Source organism: Rhodococcus sp. P3_B8, assembly GCF_056402775.1.
The window spans coordinates 1-4,051 of record NZ_JBFUGT010000451.1 but is presented as its reverse complement, the minus strand read 5'-3'; the positions used below and the strand labels follow the sequence as shown (position 1 = coordinate 4,051).

Annotated in this window: 4 protein-coding genes; 2 read left to right on the top strand and 2 right to left on the bottom strand. The window is 64.5% G+C overall.

Going from position 1 to position 4,051, the window contains the following annotated elements; all coding sequences use genetic code 11:
* Positions 1-288: 288 nt before the first annotated feature.
* Both AC1D1G_RS42675 and AC1D1G_RS42670 read left to right on the top strand, forming a co-directional pair.
* Entirely contained in the window at positions 289-891 is a 603-nt protein-coding gene (locus AC1D1G_RS42675; RefSeq protein ID WP_477956651.1) for a DNA-binding protein, read from the top strand.
* Positions 892-900: 9 nt separating this feature from the next.
* Positions 901-1,536, top strand: a complete 636-nt coding sequence (locus AC1D1G_RS42670; protein WP_477956650.1) for an RES family NAD+ phosphorylase — start codon at positions 901-903, stop codon at positions 1,534-1,536.
* Positions 1,537-1,721: 185 nt separating this feature from the next.
* Here the strand turns inward: AC1D1G_RS42670 and AC1D1G_RS42665 are convergent, their stop codons facing one another.
* Entirely contained in the window at positions 1,722-2,054 is a 333-nt protein-coding gene (locus AC1D1G_RS42665; RefSeq protein ID WP_477956649.1) for a hypothetical protein, read from the bottom strand.
* Positions 2,055-2,205: 151 nt separating this feature from the next.
* Positions 2,206-3,099, bottom strand: a complete 894-nt coding sequence (locus tag AC1D1G_RS42660) for a dihydrodipicolinate synthase family protein (RefSeq protein WP_477956648.1) — start codon at positions 3,097-3,099, stop codon at positions 2,206-2,208.
* Between the last annotated feature and the right edge of the window lie 952 nt (positions 3,100-4,051).

The window sequence follows — 4,051 nt, the reverse complement described above, 5'->3', positions numbered from 1 at the left end:
CACCCGAACCCGTACGCAGTGGACCCTCGGGCTCATGGCGTTGGTCCCGGCCATCAGCGGGGCGCAGCAGGTTCTGTTGGGTGCGCTGTCGGCTTTCGGGGGCGAATTAGAGGGTCTCAAGCGACCGGCGAAATCTGTCAATTCTTCCGAACAGCCATTCTGATCGGCCGAACCGGCTCTCGAGCCCTACGGAAGTCGCGTAGCGCCCTCGGACGACAGCTGTACTTGCCGGCAGTCGCTGGTTTGTTAACAGTGGGGTAGACTGTTAGTAACTGTTAGGAGGTGTTCATGGTGGGCACAATCGACGACCGTTACCTCGCCGGCGACGTCGACTTCGAGGCCGCGGTGGGGGAGGCGCTCGGCACCCCGGTCTCGCGGGAAACCATGCTGCCGCTGCTGCACGCGCTGCGACGCGGAGCGCACCCGAACGCCCAGCTCAGCGACCACGACGCCGCCTTGTACGACGCCGCCGGGTTCACCGAGGACCCACTCGCCCCAGCCGCTGCGGCCGCCGAGCGGGAACAACGCATGCGCGAGCTCACCGCGACCGCCAAGACCGTCGAGGGGGCGGCCGATCTGCTCGGGGTGTCGACCTCCCGGATCCGCCAGCGCGCGGCGGCGGGCAGCGTGTGGGCGATCAAGGTCGGCAACAAACTGTTGCTACCGGTGGTGCAGTTCACCGGTGAGGCGATAGTGCCGAACCTCGACCGCATCCTGGCGGCCCTCCCGGACGGTTTGCATCCCCTCGCACTCGAGCGGGCCCTGACCGACCCCAGGGCCGACCTGGCTCTGGACGGACGCCCGGTCTCGGTCATCGATTGGCTCACAAGCGGCGGCGACGTCGAAACCGCACTAGAAGTGATCACCCAAATCGAATGGGAGGCAGCGTAAGTGGCGCGGATGCTCCCGCACCCTCCGGCCGTCGACGACCTGTCCCACCACGGCATCCGCGACAACGAATACGCCACGATCCCCACCACCGGGATGCTCTGGCGGGTGCACCGCACCACCAGCCGCCACGCGCTGGCCTGGAACGAGCTCCGCACGTACGGTCCGGTGCTGCGGTTCGACCCGCACCCACTCCCGCGCGGTGACCACCCGAGGCACGGGGTCTGGTACGGGGCCACTGATGTGCAYGGCGCACTCGCGGAAGCATTCCAGGGCACCCGCACCATCGATCGGGTGCAGGAGGCGCCGTACCTGACCGGGCTGCATCCAGCCCGAGACCTGCGGCTCCTCGACGTCGGCGGGTTCGGGGCCGGCCGCTGGCCGACCAGGGTCGGTGGCACCTTCGCCCTCGATTCCGCCGCGCACGGCATCACCCAACGGTGGGCCCGCACCATTGCAGCCGCGCACCCCGGGCTCGATGGACTGCTGTACCGGGGTCGATTTTCCGGGGGCCCGTGCGCAGCGCTGTTCCCCCCGGCCGACGACGCCTTCCCCGTGCGGCCGGCCGCGTCGAACCCGCTCGCGCATCCCGGCCTGCAACGCCGTCTCGCCGCGGCCGCGGAAGCGCTCGGCTACACCCTCGTCTGAGGTTGCGCCGACCAACACGGTGGAGTCGATCTGGCCCGACGGCTCGACCGTGCGTTTCGAAGTGAGGCACGGCCCGTGGTCAAGAGGATGTTCCGTACCAGGACTAGACCCTTTGCGCACTCCGAGGACGCGCACTTGATCCCAGATGAAGCTCGACTGCCGCAGTGATGGTTGCGGTTTCGTCCTCAGTTGGTACTGGATGTTGCATCACGTAGAGCCGCATCAGGAGACGACTGGTGCTTGTCGATCCAGTCCTGAAGCATCTCGTCGATTGGTCGGCCACGATTGAGCTGGCTGCGGGAGACGAGCTCCTGGAATTGCTCTACCAACTCCTTCTTTCCGCTCCCAGGGATGTTCTGGCGCTCTTGCTTCTTACCTGCCTCAGTGCCGCGACTCCGTGGCGGTGGTACCAGCAGTTCGTTGCGGGGAAAATTGTCCATCAGCTCGATCATGTGCTCGACCTGGATCTTGATCGGCTCGCCCTTTTTAAGCTCCCACCCGAGGGTTTTCAGGTTCACGGATTCATCGACCTCGCCCTTGTTGTGCACAAAGTCATTACGTATCAGTCGAACGTCCCCGAAGAAGTCGCCGGGGCCGGCTCGTATCCGGTGTTCGGATTCCCGACGCAGGGGCCATCCTTGATTTCGCGGCTAGGGGCCATCTGCGGAATCAGAGAATGTCACGAATTTGTTCGAGCGCGGCGGCGACTCGGGAACGCGCAGCCGTGTCGAGTCTGCGTACCGGTAGCGGGAGGTTAGGGGAGTCGACGAGATCGAGGTGTTCGGCGATGGCGGAAACCACGCGCAGGCTTCCATGGGCGCGGAACAACTCCCAGATCGGTTCGAACCGTTTCGACAGCGCGGTGGCGGCGTCCTGGTCGCCGGTCTGGGATGCCCGGGTAATGCCCAGGCACGGTTTCGGAAGGACCCCGGCGAGGACGCTGTACCAAACGTCGCAGCCGGCGTTGAGGCCGGCCGCAGCGAAGGCGTCTCCACTGACACCGATCGTGACCGTCGACGGGATCTGAGATCGGAGGGTCTGCACTCGCACCGCCGCGTCGGCGGGGTCGACGGGGACCCCGGGAATCTTGATCGATCCAATCTTCGGAAGTGCGGCGATGCGGCTGTGGAGTCCATCGGTGAAGGCGAAGTGGGTGGTACCCGGGTTGTCGTAGACGCACAGCGGTACGGACAACTCCCGCGTCACCGCTTCGTAGAGGCCGAATACTTCCTCTGCGGTCAGTTGTTGGTAGGACACCGGTGCCAGCAGCACCGCCGCGGCGCCGGCGTTCTGTGCGTCTTCGGCGAGGGCGCGAACGTGCGCGGTGCGCAGCGACCCGATACCGATCATGACCGGTGTGGTGCCCGCTGCGGCCACGGCGAGCTGTGCGACCCTCTTGCGCTCGTCCCTGGTCAGGTAGGCGTAGCTGCCGGTGGATCCGAGGGCGCCGATGGAATCGACCCCCGCCTCGGCCAGGCGCGACATGAGGCCGGAGAACGCGGAGGCGTCGATATCCTTCTCGCTCATGGGGGTGAGGGGGAAGGCGGACAGTCCGGTGAACATCGGTCGAACCTCAATTCGCTGTGGTGAAGGACAAATTACTCGGGGGGTCGGCCCGGAGACCGCCAAGAGGCGACGGTGGGTTCCGCCCAATCGGTGTCAGCGAACCGAGTCCATTCTGCTGGAATATGCGAAGGAACAGGCGAAAGCGGGACCGTGCTGATCAGGGCCGGTATCCGCGCGTCAGGTCTCGCCGCCCGAAACCCTGCCCCTCGTCATCGTCGTACGTCCGTGCGAGGTCGGCGTACATTGCCACCGAGCGTAATTCCGCTCGTGTCAGGGCGATTCCGGTGAGGGCGTGCTCCATACGTGTGAAGCAGTCGCGCGGCCGAAGAACTGTATTGAGACAGGCGAACACTGCCTCCAACAACAGGGGCATTTCTCTCCCTAGCTTCCACCGTGCGGTGTCGGACGAAGGTGATCGCCGCATGCGTAGTGGACGGTGTCGTGTGCGATACGGCCCACTTGCGAGGTAGGTGATCGCTGCGGTGTCTGCCTGGGAGGGCAGTCGTTTGTGGCCGAGTGTCAAGATTTGGCGCCGTGAGTGTCGTGGCGGCACCAGTGAATCCGCGGGTGGTCGTTCACATATGTCTGTGTGTGAGGAGGCATCGGATCGGGAGTGCGGATCTCTGGTTCCGTGGTCCTCGCACTCTGCAGGTTTGAGACGTCTTCTGTCGATGACATGCCTACGATGATATCCTGTTTGTTGAACAAAACAAGGCGTGATAATGGGTCTTCACTAGGCGTTAGTCAGACTTGCTGTAGGTTGGAAGTGCTGATTGTTCACACATAAGATCGGGGAAGCGAGCGAAAATGACCTCACTGGACATCGGTCGTGTTGCCACGGAACGAGTTGCTGGGACGGGGGACGCAGCCGAACGGGTGGCAGCAGAGCTTCGCCAACAAATTCTGCGAGGTGAGTTGCGGCCCGGCGAAAAGATCCGGGATTCACACC